Raw genomic sequence first — 21,608 nt, 5'->3', positions numbered from 1 at the left:
CGATATCGTATCAATTTGCAAAGGCAATCATAATGAATTTTTTTGCGGGCGCATCGACGGTTTCTTTGATTTTAAACCCGACTTTTTCGTAAAGCTGTTTTGCATGCGCGTTGGTATCCGATACGGTTAAGGTTATCGAATGTATGTTTTTGTCGCTGAAGATTGTTTTCATAAATTGCAATAAAGCTTCTTTACCGAATCCTTTGCCCGTTTGTTCCGGATCTATAATAAAGCGGCCGATATGCACGTTGTTATTTTCCGTTTTGATTTTTTGAATCATGCCGATAAAGGCGCCGTCATGAAAAACGGAATACAGGTTTTCCATTTGTTCGAACTGTTCCTGCGTTAACGGAAATGCAAGTTTCGGCCCCGCCCATTGCGCCAAAAAGTCCGCGCCGCGGCTATTGGTCCACTCGATGACACGCTCTTTGTTTTTGCCGCTTATGCCGTTGGTTACTGTAATGTCGTTCATACGTTTTCCCCCGTTTTCTGTATTTTTTTTGTTTCCTTTAGACATTATATAAATACTTTGATATACTGTACATCAAAGCCGTCTTAAAAAAAGATTATAATTTTTTAAGCTGTATTTTTTTATTCGGAGGTTTTGATGAGTACGCATATTGGGGCAAAAGAAGGTCAAATTGCACAAACGGTGCTGCTGCCGGGGGATCCGCTCCGCGCGCAGTTTATAGCGGAAACGTTTTTGGAAGGCGCCGAATGCTACAACAAAGTGCGCGGCATGTTCGGTTTTACGGGAACGTATAAAGGAAAGCGCATTTCCGTTCAGGGAACGGGTATGGGGCAGCCGTCGCTGTCGATTTACGTGAACGAACTGTTTCAGTTTTACGGTGTACAAAACGCAATCCGCGTGGGAACCTGCGGCGCCGTTCATACGAGTACAAAGGTGCGCGACGTTATTCTCGCTTCGAGTGCATGCACCGATTCATCTTTGATGACGCAGCGCTTCGGTTCTTTGCACTTTGCGCCGACGGCGAATTTTGAACTGCTCGAAAAAGCGCGCTCGGTTGCGCTCGAAAAAAAAGTTGCGCATCACGTAGGCTCGGTCGCTTCGAGCGATTTGTTTTATGACGAAAACGAAAACTGGAAGCTGTGGGCGCGCTACGGCGTTTTGGGTATCGAAATGGAAGCCGCCGAACTGTACACGCTTGCGGCAAAATTCGGCAAAAAAGCGCTTGCAATCCTTACCGTGTCCGACCACATCGCAACCGGCGAAAGCACATCTTCCGAAGAACGCCAGCTGACGTTTAAACAGATGATGGAAATCGCGTTGGAAACCGCCGCGGCAGTAACAAACTGATCGGCGTCGGCATAAGTAAGCGTTTTTTACTTGACAATATCCTTTTTCACGCCTTATCATTAAAAGAATAAGGAATAGGAATAAAGGAGCGTTCTCATGGATTTTACAACGAGTCAAATTCGCAATATTACTCTTGCAGGGCACGGCCAAACCGGAAAAACTGCCTTTTTCGAACACTTGCTGTATGCCGGCGGAAGCATTGCCAAGCCGGAAAGCACCGAATCGGGAAAGACGGTCAGCGACAATTCTCCCGAAGAAATTGAACGGAAGATTTCGATATACGCGTCCCTTGCTCATATTACATGGAAAAACATCAATATAAACGTGTGGGATACGCCCGGTTCTTCGGACTTTGCAGGCGAAGTTATCGCGGCGTTCCGCTCGACCGAATCGGCTCTTATGCTCATAGACGGAAGAAGCGGTGCTCAAATAGAAACGATAAAATTATGGCGCGATTTGGATAGGCGCAATAAGCCCCGCATGATTTTTATCAACCGCTGCGAAGAAGACAGAACCGATACGGCCGCCGTTTTAAAAGATATCCGTGAAAAGTTTAAAGTCGAAGTGTGCCCCGTTACGATCCCGATGGGCAAAGGCGCATCCTATAAGGGCGTTATCGACGTCATGCAGGGAAAGGCATACCTTGTTCCGGCGGCCGGCCAAAAAGAAAGCGCTTCCGATATTCCCGATGCCTACATGGCCGATTACGAAGATGCGCGCGCCGTGCTTGCCGGAGCCGCCGCCGAAGGCGACGAAGAGCTTTTGGTAAAATTCATAGACGACGGCGTATTGACGAATGAGGAAATCGAGCGCGGTTTAAAAATTGCTTTGCTGAATAACCGCGTCGTTCCGGCCTTTGTCGGAAGCACGCTGCAGGATTCGGGCTTTGTCCCGCTGCTCGATTTTATCGCCGACATTGCTCCCGATCCGGCGCAGGCGATAGAAACGGCCGTCGGCCCCGACGGTAAAACCGCAGCGGTAAAGGTTTCTCCCGACGGCTCGATGAGCGCGTTGATAATCAAAACCTCAAGCGATCAGTTTTCGGGGCGCTTGTCCTATATTAAAGTTATAACCGGAACTTTTAACGCCGACAGTGAAGTGTTCAATATCGGCGAAAACCGTAAGGAAAAGGTCGGCAAACTGTACCGCTGCACGGGCAAAAAACTTGAAGAAATAAAATCGCTGTGCGCGGGCGATATCGGCATTGCGGTAAAACTGCCTTCGGCACGTACGAGCGATACGCTCGCCTCGGATGCCGCTTGTCTTCCGTTTGTACGTCTTCGCCATCCGGAGCCGGTGTATTCGATGGCGGTTTCGGCAAAAGAAAAACGCGACGAAGACAAGATGAGCGAAATGCTTGCCCGCATTGCCGAAGACGACAGAACGCTTTTTTATAAATACAATCCGGAAACAAAGCAAAATGTCGTTTCGGGCATGGGCGAACTGCACATCAATATTACGCTCGATAAAATCAAAAGTCAAACAAAAATCAATATAGAAACGGCCGTGCCGCGCGTTGCCTACCGCGAAACGGTGCAGCGAAAAGCGCAAGCCGAATACACACACAAAAAACAATCCGGCGGACACGGCCAATATGCGCGCGTCGTGCTTTCGGTCGAAGCGTTGCCGCGCGGCGAAACGTATAAATTTACAAACGCCGTATTCGGCGGCGCCATATCCAAGGGGTATATTCCCGGCGTCGAAAAGGGCGTAAAAGAAGCGATGGAAAACGGTGTGCTTGCCGGTTATCCCGTCGTCGATACGGGCGTTACCGTCCTTGACGGTAAAGAGCACCCCGTCGATTCGTCCGAAATGGCGTTTAAAATCGCCGCACGCAACGCATTCCGCGACGCGATGAGATCGGCCGGACCCATCCTGCTCGAACCGATTATGAACATTACCGTGTGGGTCGAATCGAAGTATTTGGGCGATATTATGTCCGATATGTCGTCAAAGCGCGGGCGTATTTTGGGTCAAAGCCCCTTGGGCGGCGGCATAGAAGAAATCCGCGCTCAGGCGCCGCAAGCCGAACTTTTAAAATACGCGATCGATTTGCGCTCGATGACCAGCGGCACGGGCAGTTTTGAAACCTCGTTCGACCATTACGATCCGATAAGCGGCAAAATCGCCGACGAGGTTATCGCGGCCGCAAAAGAATTCATCACGGTGGCGTCGGGCGAAGATTAAAGCGCTTACACCAGCGTTTGCGCTTTACGCAGCCATTCGGCGCCGATCGAGCGGCTGAAGTTTTTGTACGTTTTAAGAATTTTGCGCATCTCGTCAGTTACGGTACGGGCTTGTTCCGTCTCTCCGTTTTGTGCGAGTACCTGCACGCAATAAAAGCCGGCTTCAAAGTTTTTCGATTCGTTCCACAGCGAAACGAACTCGCCGAGAAGCGGCTTTTCGGCAAGGGAGGAGCGCACCCGCAAATCGAACAGTTTTTCGTCGGTCGACAAAAAAGCTTGCTTTTGCTGCAGCTTTTGCAGGATTTCGGCGGCCGTGCGGACTCCGGAAGAGCCTTGCGCGGCGGTGTTTTGTCCGTCGGCGAAAAGCGCGCGGGCAAGCAGAAAAAGGGTGGGGCGGTCGTCGGCAAAGGGGCCTGTTAAGCACGACTGCAAAAGCGGCACGGCCTTGTCATACTGTTGCGCCTCGATATACGCTTGGGCAAGGGCGGTGCGGTTGCTTACGGTATCCTGATTTTCAAGCTGTTCTTGCAGTTTTTTTATCGCAAGCGAGGGATTGAAGGTGTGTACAATGCTTTGCCCCGTTTGCCGCAATTGCCGGCTGTTTAAAAGCGCCGGCAAAAGCTCTACTATAAGATAGGCAACGCCCCCGACGTACGGAATAAAAATAATCAGATAAATCCAATAAAAGGGCTTGTTCGTTTTTATGCAGTGAATGATGAGCGCAAGCTGCAAAATGTACGGCACGAGGGCAAAAATCATATCAGCCGATCTCCATTATCGACAGGGCAGAATCGGGCATTACGGTGATTTTTTCTTCCGTGCGCAGCATAATGCAGTCTTCGGCTTTTACCGTAAGCGATTCTCCCGCGCTCGATTCAAGCGTGCCCGAACCGGACAGTATAACCAAGCATGCCCAGCCGGATTTTGCCGCCGGCGTGTCGAAGGCGGCTCTTTGTTCTTTCGTCAATTCTTTTTCAAAGCAAATACGGCCCTTTGCCGTATAGTCTTTTTTTTCGAGCGTAAAGTAGGGGCAGGTAAAGCGGCCGGGAAAAGGTTCAAACGCCGGAACGCGTTTATTGCATTCGGGCTTTATGACGTCCAAGCCTTTTTCGATATGCACTTCGCGCCCGCGTCCCCAATCGTAGAGGCGGTAGGTTATGTCGCTCGATTCCTGTATTTCCAAAAGGCGCAAACCGCCCGTAATTGCGTGTACCGTTCCTGCGGGAATAAAAACAAAGTCGCCTTTTTTAACCTGTACACTCTGCAGATAGCCGTCCAGCGAATTGTTTTCGATTGCGTTTCGCAACTCTTCGCGGCCATATTCCCCGTTCAAACCGTATATGAGCGAAGCGCCGGGCTTTGCGTCAAGAATATACCAGCATTCGGTTTTGCCGGCGCTGTTTTCGTGAATGCGGGCATAATCGTCGTCCGGATGCACTTGCACCGACAGCACTTCGTTTGCCTGAATGATCTTTATCAAAAGCGGGTACGAATCACCGATGACGGACGAAAGGTTTTTGCCGCCGATAAATTCGGTCGCCGCGTCTACGGTCGCCTGTCCCGCCGGATGAACCGAGGCGATCCAACGCTCATAGCCCCACACCCGTTCCGAAATAAAAGCCTTTGTTTTAAACATCAATTTTTTTCCCATAATTGTTCGGGATAATAACCTTCGGCTATTTTAGCGGCTATTTCCGATTTTACGATCGCCCTGTCTTCGGGATAGGTCATGCCGAACCAGCGTTCATGTGTCGAATAAAATTTGATTTTTCCCTTGCCCGACGAAACGATGTCGCCTGCGGCCGACGGAAGCAGGGCTTCGGCTTTTTCGGCACTGTTATTTTTTGCGATAAAGTCGTCCCAATAGGCGTGAAAAACTTCAAAGGCCGCCTTTGTAAAGCCGAACAAGTTCATCGACACCCATTCTTTTCCGGTCAGGTTGAATGTGCCGTTTTCAAGTTCGGTTACAATGCCGTTTCCCTTATAGCTTATTTTTGTGTTTTCTTTTATCGATGTAAGATAGCCGTTTTCGACGGTACATACTCCGCGCGACACGGAACCGGAACGGCTCATCGTGTTTTCAAGCACGTAGCCGACCATGGCGTGTTCGGTTGATTTTTCGCTTTGTGCGGCCAAATGGCCGTGTATCGTGCGGAACGCTTCGCGTCCGTAATAGTCGTCGGCATTGATAACGGCGAAGGGCTCTTTTACCGCGTCTTCCGCACACAATACGGCGTGAACCGTCCCCCACGGTTTTTTGCGTTCGGGAGAAATCTTTGCAAGCTGTGCGCTCGTAAACAGCGAATCGGGATTTTGAAACACGTATTCGGCGTTGAAGTTTTTTGCAATACGATCGAACAGGCGCGACCTGAAATCCTTTTCGATATCTTTTCTGATTATATACACGACTTTTGCAAAGCCCGTTTTTTTTGCGTCGTAAGTTGCAAAGTCCAATAAAGTTTCGTTGTGCAGGCCGACCGCGTCGAGCTGTTTAACGCCGCCGTAACGGCTCCCTATTCCCGCAGCCAAAACCAATAATGTAGGATTCATATAAAACATTCTCCTTATTTATAACTGTTCCGATTTATTCTACCAAAATCCGCGCGGAAAATCCAGTGAATTCTTTAGCTGTCAGGGCTTCAGCATGAACTAAAATCAATAAAAGAAACTACCTACTCCCGAAAAGATACGTGAAAAAAGAGGGCGCTCAGGCATGAATTTTGCACCTACTGTACCGAACGGCGTTTTTTGTATATAATGCCCCATAAATACGAAAACCGAATATGAGGAAAAAATGGGCGATTTTGTTTCATGGGATTCAAGCTACGATGTAAAAATCGAAATAGTCGACAAACAGCACAGGCATTTGGTTGCCTTGATGAATGAATTGTATGATGCCTGCCTCGGCGAAAGGGGTGCGCTGGAGCAAAAATTCAAAGACGTTATGAAAGAATTGGTCGACTATGTACTCGTGCATTTTAAAGACGAAGAAAGAATAATGGAATCGATCAAATATCCCCGAATTCAAGAACACCGGCAAAAGCACCAGAATTTTGTAAAGGCGATGCTCGGTTCCGTAAACGCATATACAAGCGGCAAACAATTTGTACCGAATACCTTTGTGCGCTTTTTACGCGATTGGCTTTTTAATCATATTTTGATTGAAGACAAAGAGCTGTCGCGCTATTATTTTTCGGTGAAATCGTAAAGCAGAGTCTAAAGGCGCGCAAGAAATATTTGACGTATCGATATTTTATGAAGTATAATCACTCAAAACATAGCTGAAAAACGGAGGTTGTTATGAACAAAAAAACGTTAAGCGTTTTTGCCGCGCTGCTGTTTTTGATTCCCGTCTTTGCCGCAGGAAACAAGGACGGCAAGACCGCTTCAAAAGAATTGGTTATTTATGCAAGTGTCGATGAAGAAAACACTCAAAAAATTCTGGAGGCTTTTACCGCCGATACGGGCATAAAGGTACAGTCGGTGCATTTGTCTTCGGGACCCGCCCTTGCGCGTATTCAGGCTGAAGCCGGCCGCCCTCAAGCCGATGTGTGGCTCGGAGCGCCCAGCGACAACCACATCAGCGCAAAAGAACAGGGACTGACGATTCCGTATAAAAGCGATGCGTACAATCACTTGAACGCGATGTTTAAAGATCCCGATGGATATTGGCGCTGTTTTTATATGAATCCGCTGTGCTTCGGCGTAAATACGGCCGCGCTCCAAAAAGCCGGCGCGCCCATGCCGACTTCTTGGGCCGACATTTTAAAACCCGAATACAAGGGCATTATTCAAGCGCCCACGCCGCAAAGCGCCGGAACCGCAAAGGTGATGGTGTACTCGCTTATTGAAATAATGGGAGAAGACGCCGCTTACAAGTACATGGCTTCGCTCAGTAAAAACATTCAAACCTATACGTCGTCGGGAACCGGGCCTTCCAAAGGCGTCGGAGTGGGCGACTGTGCGATCGGCATACAGTTTACTCCTGCGTTTTTCAACTTTATTCAGCAAGGCTACCCTGTAAAGGTCGTATTTCCCTCCGAGGGCGTAGGCTTTGAAGCGCCCGCCGTTTCCATTCTTAAAGGCGTTAAAAATCTGGAAGCCGCTCAAACGTTTGTAGACTGGCTGGTCAGCAAAAAGGGACAGGACGCCTTAAGCGAAAAGCAAACCTTTTTTTATCCCGTTATTCCCGAGGCCGCGCTCGGAGCCGGCATGCCGCCTTTCAGCAGCTTAAAGGTTGTTTCCTACAATACCAAATACTACGCCGAGAACACAACCCGCCTTGTAGAGCGCTGGGTAAACGAAGTTCTAACGGCAAAATAAAAACCGTACTTAAACCCGCCGTTTCCGCATCTTTTTAAACCGGGCTGCAGTAAAGCCTGAATTCGCGAAACGGCGGACAAAGCCGGTAGTGCTTGTTCGGCGTCTGCCGGTTTTTATAATCACCCTGCGGCGGCCGCGTGTTGTCGCGGACAAGAGGCCGTATGAAACGTGAAGGTTTGAGCGCAAGCATAAAAGAGCTTAAAAAGCTTGGCAAAGACCCGCTTTTGCTTGCCGTTATTGTCATCTTGATTGCAAGTCTCAGCTTGTTTATCTTGTACCCGCTCGTAAAAGTATGTCTGGTAAGTTTTCAGTCGAAAGGGAAGTTTTCGCTCGAAAACTTTAAAGCCGCTTTCAGCTTTTGGTATTACCGGCAAGCGCTGTGGAATTCTTTACTTATGGGCGTATTAACGGCGGCGCTGGGTACCGTAACGGGCTTTGTGTTCGCCTATGCGCTTGTGCGCGCGAACGTTCCGTGGAAAAAGTTTTTTAACATTATAGCGACGATTCCCATCATAAGCCCGCCTTTTATCGGTGCGTTGGCTATAATCATGCTTTTCGGCAATAACGGTTTTATTTCATCTTCGCTTTTAAAATTGCAGCAGGCGAATATTTACGGTTTTAAAGGTTTGCTTTTTGCGCAAGTACTCACTTTTTTCCCCGTTTCTTTTATTACCGTCCGCGGGGTTTTGGAATCGATTAATCCTACGCTGGAAGACGCGGCTATGGATTTGGGCGGGAACAGGCTTAAAATATTTTTGCGGGTAACGCTGCCGCTTGCCGTGCCGGGGATCGCTTCGTCGTTTTTACTGCTGTTTGTCGAATCCCTGGCGGATTTCGGTAATCCGCTCATTCTTGCAGGCAGCAATTTTCCGATTCTTTCCGTGCAGGCCTATCTTGAAATAACCGGCATGTACAACCTGCCCAAAGGAGCCGCGCTTGCCTTTGTGCTGCTTATTCCTTCGGTGAGCGCTTACATGCTCCAAAAATATTGGATAAGCAAAAAACAGTACATAACGGTTACGGGAAAGCCGGCAAGTTCCACAAACAATGTTGTAAGTCCTGCCGCCCGGTACATCCTTTTTGCCGTGCTCTGTCTTATTGCGCTGACGGTTATTACCGTGTATGCGACGATTATCTGGGGTGCATGCGCAAAAACCTGGGGCCACGACAATTCTTTTACGCTTAATAATTTTATCTATGTTTTCAAAGTCGGATATAAATCCGTTGCGGACACGATAACGATTGCGGGTATCGCCACTCCCGTAAGCGGAATTTTGGGTATGGTGATCGCCTTTCTTGTGGTACGCAAGCGCTTTTTCGGCAGGCGCTACATGGAATTTACGAGCATGCTCAGCTTTGCCGTTCCCGGAACGGTCATCGGTATCGGCTACATTCTTGCGTTTAACAGCGCTCCTTTTTATTTGACGGGTACGCTTGCAATTATAGTTTTGAATTTTATTTTCAGATATCTTCCGGTCGGTATTCAAGGCGGAGTTGCCGTTTTAAAACAGATAGATCCGAGTATTGAAGAAGCGGCAATCGATTTGGGAGCCGACAGTAACCGCACTTTCAGAAAAATCACGCTGCCGTTAATGGTGCCGGCTTTTTTCAGCGGACTTATTTTTGCCTTTGTGCGCAGCATGACTGCGGTAAGCGCGGCGATATTTCTCGTATCCGCCCGCTGGAATTTTATGACGGTTCAGATTATGAGCCAAGTGGAGAGTGGACGTATCGGTGCTGCCGCGGCGTTCAGCGTTATTTTGGTGTGCATTATCCTTGCGGCTATGGCGCTTATTCAAACGGTGCTCAGATTGCGCTATCATACTTCAGGCTCGATCCTTTCGCGCTGACGGTTGGGGAATGGGAGAAAAATATGAGCGTACAACTGGTAAATATTACCAAGATTTTTGCCGACCACGACGATAAGTCGAAGGAATTCGTTGCGGTCGATTCGGTCAACATTACGATAAACGAAGGTGAAATGGTAACCTTCCTCGGCCCTTCGGGCTGCGGCAAAACGACTACTTTGCGCATTATCAGCGGTTTCGAAAATCAAAGTGCCGGAGATGTATACATCGGCGGACAGCTGGTTAACGATCTCCCCGCAAACAAGCGCGATACTTCCATGGTTTTTCAATCTTATGCAATTTTCCCGCATCTGACGGTCGGACAAAATATCGGCTTCGGTCTTGAACTTAAAGGGATGAAAAAAAACGATATCCGCGACGAAGTTCAAAATATAATGGAAATAATGGGACTTACGTCGTTAATAAACCGCCAGCCGAACCAGCTTTCCGGCGGCCAACAGCAGCGCGTTGCTCTTGCGCGCGCTATCGTAAACAAACCGAAGGTGCTGCTCTTCGACGAACCTTTATCGAATTTGGACGCGAAACTGCGCGAACAAATGCGTACGGAAATCCGGAAAATACAAAAACAATTCGGTATTACAAGCATTTACGTTACCCACGATCAAAGTGAAGCGATGACGGTAAGCGACCGCATTATGATAATGAATAAGGGGCGTATAATGCAGATCGGTACTCCGTTTGAGATCTATTCGCGCCCGCAAAATTATTTTGTCGCGGATTTTATCGGCAGGGCAAACTTTATTGACGGCGAAGCCGAAGCGGGCATTTCCGGCGAGCAGGTCAGTGTTACGGTGAACGGAAAAACGGCATTGTATCCGTGCGCTCGGGAAGATATACAAAAGGGCGATAAGGTTTTTATCGTAATACGTCCGGAAGGGTTGCAGCTTTCTTCGAAAGAAACTCCCGGCAGCCTTTTTGAAGCAAAGGTCGCGCACACCGTCTATCTGGGCGCTACAATGGAATATGAACTCGACATAGCAGGCAATGCAAAACCGATTCTCGCCGTGTCGCACAATCCTATACGAGAGGGATTTTACAAAGAAGGCGAGCGTGTATTTCTTTCATTTGATCCGGTCAGCGCATATGTTATTCCGCAACGTCCGTAACGGGCTTACTGCAAAAAAGCGGCATGGTAACGAGCGAATAGAATTGTCTGAACACGCCCTTTTTTTTACGCGTCTATTCGGAAGCAGATAGTTTCTTTTGCAGATTTTTGTTCATGCTGAATCCCTGTTTTTTTCATGCGTACTGTCTATTGACCAAAATATTTGTTTATGATATAGTCTGTTGCGTTATGGGGGCGTAGCGAAGCTGGTTATCGCGTCGGCCTGTCAAGCCGAAGATCGCGGGTTCAAGCCCCGTCGCTCCCGCTAGTCCATCGCCGCTGATGGACTTTTTTTTGCACCGCAATCAGGATTTGAATCGGTGCCGTGTTAAAACCGCCGGAAGATGCGCGACTTATGTTTGCCGTCGGCCTTGCGGTTTTATATAAATCCTGTTTTTATACAGGCCGGAAAACGCATCGCGTTTGAAAGCCGCTTCGGGCAGTAGCGCAGGGGGAGCGCGCCTCGTTCGGGACGAGGAGGCCGTGGGTTCAAATCCCACCTGCCCGACTTTCGGAAGCGCCGATACTGTTATGAAAACAATATCGGCGCTTCCTTGCTTCCCTCGTGGGATTTGAACCGAAGGAGCGCCGAGCGGGAGCGAGGAAAGCCGCCACGGATGGCGGCGCCGGCGACTGAGGCGGCTCGGAGAAAGGTTCAGGAAGAACCTTTCGGAGGGAAATCCCACCTGCCCGACTTTCGGAAGCGCCGAATCTTTTACGTATTGCGGCTATCGTATATCGGTATTACACGACCTTCCCAAGGTTGATAGGTGGGTTCGACTCCCATTAGCCGCTTTTTTCCGCATAATTATGTAAGGATACCATATGTCAGCTGATCAGAGTCCGCAGCCCTTTCCCGCGGAGCATTCCCCCGGCAAAAAGGTTGCTTCGTCATTTTTTAAAAACGATTTACACGGCGCTCACATACATTTTACGGGCATTAAGGGAACCGGTATGGCGGCCCTGGTCGAAATTTGCGCGTACCGCGGAGCGCGCATAAGCGGCAGCGATGTTGCCGAACGTTTTTATACGGACGAAGTGCTCGAACGTTTGGGCATAAAGCCGACCCTTTTCGACGCGGCACACATAAGCGCCGATATCGATGTATTGATTTATTCGTCGGCATACAGTCCCGATACGAATCCCGAACTTATCGCCGCGCGCAAAGCCGGTATTCCGATGCTTTTGTATACCGAAGCGCTCGGCCTTGTGTCCGAAACGGCGTACAGCTGCGGCATTGCGGGCGTTCACGGCAAAACGACGACGACCGGCATGTGCGGTTTACTGCTCAAAGCGCTTGACGTTCCTGCCCAAGTGCTTGCCGGAAGCGTTATTCCCGCGTTCGGCGGCTGCACGCTGAATGTGGGCCGGCGTTTTTTTGTCGCCGAAACCTGCGAATACCGGCGGCATTTTATGTCGTTCCGTCCCCGAAAAATAATTTTAACCAGCGTTGAAAGCGATCATCAGGATTATTATCCTACATACGAAAGCATACGCGACGCCTTTGTCGATTATTGCCTTTTGCTGCCGCATAACGGAGAACTGATTTATTGTGCCGATGATAAAGGCGCCGAAGAGGTTATGCGCATCGTACAATCAAAACGCGCCGATATCCGTCTTACGCCCTACGGCGTAAATGCTTCAGGCGATTACCGAATCATTTTCGGCAACACGGGCGAAGGCGTTCAGCATTTTTCGCTTGCAGCCTTCGATACCGATTTTTGCGTTAGCGTGCCGGGAAAGCATATTGTGCTGAACGGCGCGGCAGCCTGCGCTTTGGCAGTGTCGCTGTATGCCGAATCTTCAGGCGAGGTTTTGAGCGAACGGAATAAAGCGCTCATAGCAAAAAAACTGCAAGCGGGACTTTCCCGTTTCGGCGGTGCAAAGCGGCGCAGCGAAACGGTTGCGCGCTGCAAAGCGGCAAACGGCAAAGATATTTTGATTGTCGACGATTACGCCCACCATCCGACGGCCATAAAAACCACGATAGCCGGTTTCCGCTCTTTTTATCCGGGGTACCGCATCATTGTCGATTTTATGTCGCACACATATACGCGCACCGCCGCCCTTTTGGATGATTTTGCCTCCGCTTTTTCCGATGCGGATGAAATTATTTTGCACAAGATTTATGCGTCCGCACGCGAGCATTATGACGGCTCGGTCAGCGGAAAAGATTTGTACGAAAAAGTCCGTGCGCGGCACGACAATGTGCATTATTTTGAAGAAGTTGAAGATGCGCTTCCCTTTACGCTCGAGCGCCTGTCGGAGCCTTCTTCTCCCGTTCTGTTTATGACGATGGGGGCCGGCGATAACTGGAAGCTCGGAAAATTGATTGCCGAAAAATTGAACGCGTAAAATCGGCGGTTTACGGTAAAGGAAGATCTATGACAAGCATGACGTCTTACGCATACAAAGAAGTGTCGACCGAGCGGATGTTCATTTCGGTTGAAATAAAATCGGTCAATTCGCGCTTTTTGGATTTGAACATTGCGCTGCCGCCGTTTTTGGGTCGATTGGAACAGGATATCCGTGCGCGCTGCGCAAACCGCATGCTGCGCGGCAAGGTTGACGTGTATATACGCGTTAAAGATTTTTCGCCCGACACAAAGGTCGACGTCGATCTTCAGGCTGCAAAAAACTATGCGGAAGCGTTAAAAAAAATTGCCGAAATTTCGAGTCCCGGCTGCGAGATTCCCCTTTCGCTCATCGCATCTCAGGAAGGCGTTCTTTCCGTCCGCCAAAACTGCGATGCCGATATGTACCGCTCGTTTATCGAACCGGTGTTTGCCGACGCGCTTGAAGAGTTTTGTGCGGGAAGAAAACGCGAAGGGGAAAATCTTAAAAAAGATATACTTTTTCAGCTTTCGTCGCTTGAATCCTGCGCCTTGATTTTTAAACAAGCGGTTCCCGAAGCCGAAGCGTTTTTTAAAAATTTGATAGTTTCGCGTTTTAACGAACTCTTGGGCGACAAGGCCGACGAGCAGCGCATTATGAGCGAAACCGCGGCAATGCTTGTAAAGTATACGATAAACGAAGAGGTTGTCCGGCTGTTCAGTCATTTGGAAGCGCTCAAAGCCGAAATCGAACACAACGAAGCACCGGGCCGCAAAATCGATTTTTTGTGTCAGGAATTGAACAGAGAAATCAATACGATCGGCTCCAAAAATCAAACGGCAAAACTCGGTAAAACCGTTATCGACGCAAAAAACGCCCTCGAAAATATCCGCGAACAAAGCAGAAATATCGAATAATGCGGCCGTTCGGGGCAGCCGCAAACAAGTGCGCCGCTTGCACTCCGTCTTTTTTTTCGTTACACTGTGTGCCATGAATACAGCACTTACTACGCTGAAAGAACGCGGTTTTTTTCAGCAATGCACCGACGCCGAAAGGCTTTCCGACCTTATGGATCAGGGGCCGGTTACTTTTTATGTGGGAAGCGATCCGACCGCCGGCAGTTTGCATATCGGGCACTTGGTTCCGCAGTTTGCCTTGCGCCATTTGCGCAAAGCGGGCCATATCGGCATTGCGCTCATCGGCGGAGGTACCGGCCGTATCGGCGATCCTTCGGGCAAAACCGAAATGCGCAAAATGCTCAGCTACGAGCAGCTCGACGAAAACGTCGAGAAAATCAGCGCCCAGCTCGACCGCTTTATCGGCTTCGACGGAAAAACCGCCTTTCCCGAAAACAACAAAAAATGGCTCTGCGATCTCAATTATATAGATTTTTTGCGCGATATAGGTTCCTGTTTTTCCGTGAATAAAATGCTCACCTACGAAGCGTATAAAAAACGCATGGAAACGGGACTTTCGTTTCTTGAATTCAATTATCAGCTTTTGCAAAGCTACGATTTTTTAATGCTGTACCAGCGGCACAACTGCCGCCTGCAAATCGGCGGCGACGATCAATGGGGAAACATCGTTGCGGGCGTCGATTTGATTCGCCGCAAAACGGGCGCCGAAGTGTTCGGTCTTACCTTTCCGTTGGTAACGCGCAGCGACGGCAAAAAGATGGGTAAAAGCGAAAAGGGCGCGCTCTTTTTGGATAAGAATTTAACGAGCGTTTTCGACTTTTTCCAATATTGGCGAAACGTTGCCGATGCCGACGTGCGTAAATTCTTTTTGCTTTTTACCTTCCTTTCGATCGAAGAAATCGACCGCATATGCGCCGGCGACATAAACGCCGCAAAAGAAAAACTTGCGTGGGAAGTTACAAAGGAAATTCACGGCAAAGAAGAAGCCGACAATGCACTCGCCGGCGCAAAAGCCGCGTTTTCCGGCGGCGGCGATAAAGAAGCGATGCCGACCGTATCGTTGGAGCGTTCGGCTTTAGAGGCGGGAATCGGCGTTGTCGATCTGTTCGCTTCGGCCTGCTTGGGCGGATCGAAAAGCGATATCCGCCGCCTCATCGAGCAGGGCGGGGCGGTTGTAAACGGGAAAACCGTAACCGACCTTAAAGCCGTTATCGGCATAAAAGACGCCGATGAAGCGGGTGAATTTGTTCTTCGTGCGGGCAAAAAAAAGTTCGTGCGCGTTGTGCTCGGTTAGCTTCAGTTGCGCCCTTTAGTTTCGGTTTTTAATTTTCTTCGCGGTCGGGTTGAGAAAACTTTTTTTTGCTACCGGCCGTAAAGCGGATAAAAAAGAACAAGCCGTATAAAAAGGCGGCGGCCGATACGACGTTTAAAATCGTGAGCAAAACGTAACTGATGTAGCCGCCTTTGTGCAGTACGCCCGAAAGGATTGCCAGCGCAATGCCGAACAGGGCCGTAAGCGACAGCAGCGCGTTTTTACGCCGTTTGTCGGCGCGGCTTTGCCTTCCGGCTTCAAAAATCACCGCAAAAAAGTTTTTTATCTTGCGTCCGATGCGGCGCAATAAGCCCGGATTTTTCAATTTTTCAAGGGCGGCGTATCCTTCAAGCAATTCTTCTTCGGTAAAATTTGCGCGCTGGACGTTTTCTTCCAATTCGATTTCCATGCGGCCGATTTTATCGCTTGCATCGACAACGGTTGCCGGAATCGACGTCCAGCCCAATCGCTTTGCCGCCTGCAGCCTTCTGTAGCCTGCAAGCAGCACATAATCGTCGTCGAGAATAATCGGCGTTAAAAGGCCGTATTTGCGGATGCTGTCGGCAAGTTCGTCGATGCCTGAAACGTCTTTTCGTATGCGCTTTTTTACCGTAATATCGGAAATATGTACAAGCATCGATCCTCCGATTATTCGAAAAATTTATTGAAGTCGGGAAGCGTTTCTTCTTCGTTCGGCGCGGTGTCCGTTTGCGGCTCGGAATCGGCGCCGTTCAGGAACGATAAATCGAGTTTTAATCCGTCGTCGTCGGACACCTTCGGCCGGGTAACGCCGGACATATAGTATTCGGAAGAAAGCCGTTGCGTGCCGAGCAATTCCGCTCTCTCGCGATCCGTGTGCAATTCGCAAATGCCGGTCGGCTGCGTGCCGTCCAAGTAGTATTTTGTCGTGCGGTTGTTGCCGCATGCGGGCGATAGTATGCCGCCCGATACGGAACACACGGTCGCTTCGGTTATACCGCTTGACGGTTTGGCGAAAGCTTTGTACGGCAGCCCTTCGTTGGCGACTTTCATAAAATCGCCCCATGCCGGGCCGGGAAGGCTGGAGCCGTTAAGGTCGGTTCCCATGGATTCCCCCTTCGCGTCGAAGCCGAACCAAAACGCCGCGGTGTAATAGGGCGTAAAGCCGATTGCCCACGTGTCCGACCAGTTTTGCGTCGTGCCGGTTTTACCCGCTGCAGGAATCGTATACAGTCTGCCGTTCGCATCCTTGTACTGCATTTTTTTGCCCCAGTTTGAACCGTAGCCTAAAGTGCCTTTGGGGTTTGTTATCGTATTCGTTAAAAGGTCGGTCATAATGTAGGCCGTTTGCGGGCTGATAATTTGCGCGGCTTCTCCCTTTGCCTGCTGGGCAACTCGGATGTCGCGTTCGGGATTCAAAATGACTTTGCCGTTCCGGTCTTCAACCGATCGGATCGCCATCGGAACGACTTCTTTTCCCTGATTCGCAAAAATTGCAAAAGCGCGCGCCATTTCTATCGGCCGCACGGAACACACGCCCAAGCCGATCGGGTATACTTTTTCGAGCTTGCGCTCGGCGTATTCTTCGGGCTTTAAGCCCAGCAGTGCTCCCGCCTGATTTATCGCCGCATCGAAACCGATTTCGCGCAGGATTTTTAACGACGGAACGTTCATCGACCTCGTAAGCGCGTACCACAACTGCACCGGACCGTACCATTCGCCCTTGTTGTTTTGCGGAATGTACAAAGTACCGTCATCTTTTTTGAATATGGTCGGCACGTCGTAAATAACGCTGGTGGCGGTAAACTTTTTCGACGCGATTGCCGCCGTGTAATACAGCGGTTTAAAGGAACTTCCCGGCTGCACCCGAGCCTGCACGGCGCGTATAAACTGATTATCCTGTCCGTATTCGCTTCCGCCGACGAGGGCGGTAATATAGCCGGTAGCGTTTTCAAGGGCGATCATCGTGCCTTCGATTTTATTCTTTTTGCGCGTTTCGGTCGTTTGTGCGTTCACGCGGTTTACGACGTCGATTTTCAATTCTTCTATGCCGAACATAAGCGACAAAACGTCGAGCGTCGGGTTTACGGTATTTTTAAAAGCCGCCATCGTAACGACTTCGTTGCGCTGTTCGGAGATTTTCAGCTGCGGAATGTCGAACACGAGCGACAAAAGCTCGGTCATCGGAATATAAGTCGAAACGGCGCTCGATTTTCTGGATGAGCGCGTTCGATTGTAGGAATTGTTTGCCCACGCAATATAACGCTGCATAATGTCCTGTGCTGCGAGTTGTTGCTTCATGTTCATGGTCGTGTGAACGGTGTAACCGCCCGTGTATACGTCCATCGTGCCGTACATCATCTTTTCAAGCTCTTTGCGCACAAATTCGCTGAACCACGGCGCCTTGTCTTCCCGCATAAAATAAGCCGAAGAATTGATTCGGGTATAGTCGAAGTTGAGCCAAAAATCGTCGAAACTTTGTTCCGCTTCATCCTTGGTTAAAAAACCCGTTTTAGCCATTTCGTCCAAAACGTATTTTTGCCGCTCCATTGCGCGGTTCGGATATTCAAAAGGATTGTAATAAACCGGATTCGAAAGCTGAATAACCAAAATCGCCGCTTCGGCCGGAGTGATTTCGCGCGCGCTGTGCCCGAAGTAGTATTTTGACGCGGCATTGACGCCGTAGGTGCCGCCGCCCAAGTATACCTTGTTCAAATACAGTTCCAGAATTTCCTGCTTCGAGTAGCGGCGCTCCATTTGAATCGCCCACCACAGCTCCTTTATTTTGCGCGTATACGTAATTGCGGTACGGTCCGTGTAAAGCGTTCCGGCGATTTGTTGTGTAAGCGTACTGCCGCCGCCCATCTGACGGTGTAAGAGTTTTCCGGCAAAGGCGCGCACAATCGACTTTATGCTGAAACCCGCGTGCTTAAAAAAGATATTGTCTTCGCGCGTTATAAGCGCGTCGATTAAATGCTGCGGCAATTCGTTTAAAGTAATCATTTCGCGCTTTTCGTCCGACGCGAATTCGGTAATGAGTTCGCCGTTTATATCCAAAAGCCGCGTGGGCAGCGCGTTTGTGAATTCGGTAAAGTGTTCGTTATTTTTTATATTTTGAGTCATGCCGAGCAGCGCTCCCAAACCCGCCCCGAACAAAACGGGAAGGACGACGGACAGCGCGCACAAAAGAATTATCACAACTTTATTTTTTCGCATATGCATACGGTATTAGAGTAGTAAACAGGCCGATTTTTGTCAAGGCAGCTGCGCAACCCGGTCATACGAATGGTATGACCGGGTTGCGCGCCGAGTTTAGACCGGCTCGCGCCGTTCTAAACATCGCATACATAAAGCTTTAGGTTCGCAGTTCTGAAGAACCGCTCATAGCCGAAAAAGGGACTAAGGACGTACAATTCTAATTGCTTCGCTCATAAGCCGTTCGCGGACTCTTTTTTTCACGCCGCACCCATGAGCATGTGTTTTTTTAGCTATTTATATATGCAGACTTCCTTTTCCCTCTAAAGGGTGGGGAGACGGCTTTTTATTATCGTTAAATATTTTGTAGCTTGTATTTTCCGGTGCGGTTGCTTTGTCGGGCGGGGTAAATAAAAAAGGCCGGCTTGTGTGCCGGCCATGCCATCAAGGCAATCGAATGAACAATGGGTGGGAGGGGATTTGCTCATCCGACATTTAAAGTATCGGCGGTATCCGGCAAATCTTTAATTTATTCCTCCGTTATATTCACGTCGAAAAGAACCGCTATTTTATATGTGCGCCCGTTTACCGCTTCCAAAACGCGCACGAGTTCATAATCGCCGAGCGAAAAACGCAGCTGGCGGCTGCCCGGCTTTATAACCAGCGGTTTTGAATAATCTTTAATTTCGATATTATCCATAAAAAAGCGCGTGCGCTGCGGGGCCGATACGTACAAAAGCGGCGCGATGTCCGTAAGCTGAATTTCCAGCGCCGAAGTTTTAGCCTGATCGATCGTAAAGCTGCGCACTTCGTTCCGGTACGCTTCGGAAACGATATTCAGCCGGTGCATGCCGACAGGCAAAAGCACATTTTTTTTCACGGCATCGGGACGCGGCACTTCATCTATAAACACCGAAAATTCTTTGTGTTCTTCTTTTTTTTGCTCGCTCGGATACAGTACGGTAAGGGCAAGCAAGCCCTGATCCGTAAGCACGGGTTTTATGTCGATCGAATAAATGGCGTCGAACAGTTCCGGCGGGACACCCTTCATAACCAGCTGAAAGCGCAAAAAAATCGATTTGGGCGGCTTTGAAAACAACAGAGGCATAACAATCGTATACGGACTTTCCTTCATCGTATGTTCTTTGATGAGCGGAATGCGGATATTGCAGCGCAGTTTTCCGGGGAAGGTTGCGATGTTCAAGCGTTTTCCCGTATAATCGATGGTACTTTCGGCGGGTTCCGGGGCAATGTCGGCATACAGCGCATAGGCAACGGCGTCGCGGTGTTCGGCGGCGATTGCGGGAATCTGTATTTCCAAATCGATGCCCTGCAAAAAAAGCGCGTTTTCCGGCAGTTTGATTACGAGCGCATCGTTTATGCCCAAATCCGCATGGACGGAAGACGTTTTTTCGGAAACGGTGCGGACGACGGTTTTATGCACCCTGAATGTTTCGGTAAAACCGAACACGCACATATGAATTGCGAATAATACTGTTATAATCCGTTTGGTTTTCATACGCTTTCAGTATTCCTGCAAAAACTTTCTGATTAAAGATGAAGGATCTTTAGCCCTGCCTCCGACTCGGATTTCAAAATGCAAATGGGGCCCGGTCGACATACCGCTGCTTCCCACCGTTCCTATCTGCTTGCCCTTAACCGCCGGCTGTCCTTTTTGCACAAGGACGGTTTGCAAATGGGCGTACAAACTTTGCGTATTGTTTTCGTGTTGCAAAATAACGTAGTTGCCGTAGCGATCGTCCTTGCCCGTAAAAGCGACAATGCCCGACTTGCACGCAAAAACGGGGCTCCCCGGTGCGGCCGCAATATCTATGCCGCCGTGGAAAGTTTTGCGTCCCGTAATCGGGCTTATGCGCGTTCCGAACGAAGACGAAATAACTCCCTTTGCCAAAGGAGAGGTCATGCTCGAATCGGCAAAGAAAAAACGCTCCGTGGGATTTAACCGCTCGTCGGGTACAAAAAAATAAGAAGAGCCGTTTACGGTATACGTCCCATACTGCTTACTTTCAGGATAGCGCGTTTTTAAAATAAACTCAAGCGGTGTAATCGGTTTTTCGGCGATGAACAAACCGGGGCAGGTCGAAAGATAGAGCATCTTGTCCGCAAGGGAAGAATCCATAAATGCCAGATTGTTTACGAGTGCTATTGTTTCGTACGGAATATTGCATCTGGCCGCTATGTTTAAAAGGTCGTCGTCTTTTTTTGCCGCGTATGTATAGAAAGAAGTTTGAAGCGCTTCGCCTTGCACAATCATGCGGTAATTTTCCTGCACTTCCTGACTGTATTGTTTAAAGAGGGGATCAGACGAATTGAGCGTCTGTATGTGCGGATAAAACGATTCTTGCGCCGCAAACCGTACCGCCGCGAAAAGCAAAGCGGCGGCGCACTGTAAAACTTTTTTGTTCATTGTTTGCCGCGCGGTCGCCGGTTAAAAATAAGGGCTGCCGCGATAAAAAGCGCGCACAAAATAAGCACACAGGTGGAAAATACATTCGGTTTTTTTACGGCGAAAAGCCACAGCGGGTATACAAAGGCAAAAGCGAAAACGGCGCAAAAAAGAATGAGGGCAAGCACTTTTGCAAAAAACAGGGCAATCGAACGCAGCGTCCGCAAAACATTTTTTTTCATTTGTACAGCCATAGGTAATGCGACAATAGCACAAAAATGCAAAAAAGAAAAGGCTTGAAAACCGTACATCCTTGCCGGATTTTTGAAATGTGTTTTTGTAAAGATTAAGATTTTGCAAAAACATCGTAGGACAGAACCGCCGCCATCCGCGGCGGAAAACACGCCGTGCGATCGGTTTCTGCTCAGGGAATTGCATCGTCCCGGACAATTCCCCGGGCAGATTTTTTAGTTATCCCTGAATGATCGCTTCGGTCGGGCAAACGCTTGCGCAGGAACCGCAGTCCACGCAGGCCGCCGCGTCGATTACGCGTGCCGATTCGGCTTCGGATATTGCGCTTACGGGACATTCCCCTTCGCAAGCTCCGCAGTTTACACACGCTTCGGTGATTTTGTATGCCATAATGTACCCCCATAAAAGTGTG

The 21,608-nt window shown here is 49.3% G+C and carries 19 protein-coding genes and 3 tRNA genes; 12 read left to right on the top strand and 10 right to left on the bottom strand.

The features are described from left to right. Window positions 1-10: 10 nt before the first annotated feature. Window positions 11-472, bottom strand: a complete 462-nt coding sequence (locus tag HMPREF9194_RS07345) for a GNAT family N-acetyltransferase (protein WP_016525741.1) — start codon at window positions 470-472, stop codon at window positions 11-13. 135 nt (window positions 473-607) lie between these two features. Here HMPREF9194_RS07345 and deoD point away from each other — a divergent pair, with 135 nt between their 5' ends. Continuing rightward, complete coding sequence (gene deoD / locus HMPREF9194_RS07340) at window positions 608-1,318, top strand: purine-nucleoside phosphorylase (RefSeq protein WP_016525740.1); 711 nt, start codon at window positions 608-610, stop codon at window positions 1,316-1,318. A 96-nt stretch (window positions 1,319-1,414) separates the two neighbouring features. Continuing rightward, window positions 1,415-3,505 carry an elongation factor G gene (gene fusA / locus HMPREF9194_RS07335; protein ID WP_016525739.1) on the top strand — a complete coding sequence of 697 codons (2,091 nt, stop codon included), beginning with the start codon at window positions 1,415-1,417 and terminating at the stop codon, window positions 3,503-3,505. Window positions 3,506-3,510: 5 nt separating this feature from the next. Here fusA and HMPREF9194_RS07330 read toward each other — a convergent pair whose 3' ends face one another. From HMPREF9194_RS07330 to HMPREF9194_RS07320, 3 genes are read right to left on the bottom strand one after another with little or no spacing between them, the layout of a single operon-like run. After that, window positions 3,511-4,263, bottom strand: coding sequence for a hypothetical protein (locus tag HMPREF9194_RS07330; protein ID WP_016525738.1), 753 nt, complete (start codon window positions 4,261-4,263; stop codon window positions 3,511-3,513). Window position 4,264: 1 nt separating this feature from the next. Then, window positions 4,265-5,155, bottom strand: coding sequence for a type I phosphomannose isomerase catalytic subunit (locus HMPREF9194_RS07325; RefSeq protein ID WP_040846257.1), 891 nt, complete (start codon window positions 5,153-5,155; stop codon window positions 4,265-4,267). After that, window positions 5,140-6,054 carry a nucleotidyltransferase family protein gene (locus HMPREF9194_RS07320; RefSeq protein WP_016525736.1) on the bottom strand — a complete coding sequence of 305 codons (915 nt, stop codon included), beginning with the start codon at window positions 6,052-6,054 and terminating at the stop codon, window positions 5,140-5,142. The genes HMPREF9194_RS07325 and HMPREF9194_RS07320 overlap by 16 nt, the downstream gene beginning before the upstream one ends. Before the next feature lie 244 nt (window positions 6,055-6,298). On the opposite strand from HMPREF9194_RS07320, the gene HMPREF9194_RS07315 reads away from it, so the two are divergent. The 10 genes from HMPREF9194_RS07315 to tyrS all read left to right on the top strand — a co-directional run bounded on the left by HMPREF9194_RS07315 (window position 6,299) and on the right by tyrS (window position 15,345). Next, window positions 6,299-6,712, top strand: coding sequence for a bacteriohemerythrin (locus HMPREF9194_RS07315; RefSeq protein WP_016525735.1), 414 nt, complete (start codon window positions 6,299-6,301; stop codon window positions 6,710-6,712). 92 nt (window positions 6,713-6,804) lie between these two features. Then, window positions 6,805-7,827: an ABC transporter substrate-binding protein gene (locus HMPREF9194_RS07310; protein ID WP_016525734.1), complete on the top strand. Its 1,023-nt coding sequence runs from the start codon at window positions 6,805-6,807 to the stop codon at window positions 7,825-7,827. A 161-nt stretch (window positions 7,828-7,988) separates the two neighbouring features. Beyond that, window positions 7,989-9,677: an ABC transporter permease gene (locus HMPREF9194_RS07305; RefSeq protein WP_016525733.1), complete on the top strand. Its 1,689-nt coding sequence runs from the start codon at window positions 7,989-7,991 to the stop codon at window positions 9,675-9,677. 23 nt (window positions 9,678-9,700) lie between these two features. Further along, window positions 9,701-10,801, top strand: a complete 1,101-nt coding sequence (locus tag HMPREF9194_RS07300) for an ABC transporter ATP-binding protein (RefSeq protein ID WP_016525732.1) — start codon at window positions 9,701-9,703, stop codon at window positions 10,799-10,801. Window positions 10,802-10,991: 190 nt separating this feature from the next. Continuing rightward, window positions 10,992-11,065: transfer RNA gene (locus HMPREF9194_RS07295), tRNA-Asp, on the top strand. 171 nt (window positions 11,066-11,236) lie between these two features. Beyond that, window positions 11,237-11,308: transfer RNA gene (locus HMPREF9194_RS07290), tRNA-Pro, on the top strand. A gap of 216 nt (window positions 11,309-11,524) precedes the next feature. Beyond that, window positions 11,525-11,595, top strand: a tRNA-Gly gene (locus HMPREF9194_RS07285). 30 nt (window positions 11,596-11,625) lie between these two features. Continuing rightward, window positions 11,626-13,155 carry a UDP-N-acetylmuramate--L-alanine ligase gene (gene murC / locus HMPREF9194_RS07280; protein WP_016525731.1) on the top strand — a complete coding sequence of 510 codons (1,530 nt, stop codon included), beginning with the start codon at window positions 11,626-11,628 and terminating at the stop codon, window positions 13,153-13,155. A 29-nt stretch (window positions 13,156-13,184) separates the two neighbouring features. After that, window positions 13,185-14,051, top strand: coding sequence for a YicC/YloC family endoribonuclease (locus HMPREF9194_RS07275; protein ID WP_016525730.1), 867 nt, complete (start codon window positions 13,185-13,187; stop codon window positions 14,049-14,051). 73 nt (window positions 14,052-14,124) lie between these two features. Then, window positions 14,125-15,345, top strand: a complete 1,221-nt coding sequence (gene tyrS / locus HMPREF9194_RS07270; protein WP_016525729.1) for a tyrosine--tRNA ligase — start codon at window positions 14,125-14,127, stop codon at window positions 15,343-15,345. Window positions 15,346-15,373: 28 nt separating this feature from the next. Here the strand turns inward: tyrS and HMPREF9194_RS12110 are convergent, their stop codons facing one another. The 6 genes from HMPREF9194_RS12110 to HMPREF9194_RS07240 form a co-directional block, all read right to left on the bottom strand. Further along, a complete protein-coding gene (locus HMPREF9194_RS12110) occupies window positions 15,374-16,000 on the bottom strand; it encodes a ParB N-terminal domain-containing protein (RefSeq protein WP_016525728.1) in 627 nt (208 codons plus the stop codon). Between the two features lie 11 nt (window positions 16,001-16,011). After that, window positions 16,012-18,558: a penicillin-binding protein 1A gene (locus tag HMPREF9194_RS07260; RefSeq protein ID WP_156828011.1), complete on the bottom strand. Its 2,547-nt coding sequence runs from the start codon at window positions 18,556-18,558 to the stop codon at window positions 16,012-16,014. Window positions 18,559-19,066: 508 nt separating this feature from the next. Continuing rightward, window positions 19,067-20,056 (bottom strand): hypothetical protein, encoded by a 990-nt coding sequence (locus HMPREF9194_RS07255; RefSeq protein WP_016525726.1) that lies wholly within the window; start codon window positions 20,054-20,056, stop codon window positions 19,067-19,069. Window positions 20,057-20,062: 6 nt separating this feature from the next. Further along, a complete protein-coding gene (locus HMPREF9194_RS07250) occupies window positions 20,063-20,965 on the bottom strand; it encodes a M23 family metallopeptidase (RefSeq protein WP_016525725.1) in 903 nt (300 codons plus the stop codon). After that, entirely contained in the window at window positions 20,962-21,186 is a 225-nt protein-coding gene (locus HMPREF9194_RS07245; protein WP_156828010.1) for a hypothetical protein, read from the bottom strand. The genes HMPREF9194_RS07250 and HMPREF9194_RS07245 overlap by 4 nt, the downstream gene beginning before the upstream one ends. A gap of 229 nt (window positions 21,187-21,415) precedes the next feature. After that, window positions 21,416-21,586 carry a DUF362 domain-containing protein gene (locus tag HMPREF9194_RS07240; protein WP_016525723.1) on the bottom strand — a complete coding sequence of 57 codons (171 nt, stop codon included), beginning with the start codon at window positions 21,584-21,586 and terminating at the stop codon, window positions 21,416-21,418. Window positions 21,587-21,608: the final 22 nt, after the last annotated feature.

Source organism: Treponema maltophilum ATCC 51939 (genome assembly GCF_000413055.1).
Lineage (GTDB): Bacteria > Spirochaetota > Spirochaetia > Treponematales > Treponemataceae > Treponema_C > Treponema_C maltophilum.
This window is presented reverse-complemented; position numbering and strand designations above follow the sequence as displayed.